The organism is Micromonospora sp. HK10, from assembly GCF_000982955.1.
Taxonomy (GTDB): Bacteria; Actinomycetota; Actinomycetes; order Mycobacteriales; family Micromonosporaceae; genus Micromonospora.
Window position 1 is genome coordinate 1 of record NZ_KQ058684.1, and the last position, 284, is coordinate 284.

A 284-nucleotide genomic window follows, 5' to 3' on the forward strand; every position below is an offset into this window, starting at 1 on the left:
CCGCGCCGGCTACGCCCACGGTGACCTGTCCCCGTACAACCTGCTGGTGCACCGGGGACGGCTGGTGATGATCGACCTGCCCCAGGTGGTCGACGTGGTGGCCAACCCGCAGGGCCCGGAGTTCCTGGCCCGGGACGTCCGGGTGGTCGCCGGGTGGTTCGCCGCGCGGGGGCTGACCGCCGCGGCCGCCGACCCGGCCGACCTGACCGGGCTGCTGCTCGAGGAGGCGGGGCTGCGCTGAGCGCGGCGCGTCCCGGGTGGGCCGCCACCCACCCGGGACGCCG

1 protein-coding gene is annotated in these 284 nt (G+C 77.8%); it reads left to right on the top strand.

Going from position 1 to position 284, the window contains the following annotated elements; genetic code table 11:
• A partial coding sequence (locus LQ51_RS03775; protein ID WP_046563232.1) for an RIO1 family regulatory kinase/ATPase domain-containing protein occupies nt 1-241 on the top strand: 241 nt, incomplete at its 5' end.
• Nucleotides 242-284 lie beyond the last annotated feature (43 nt).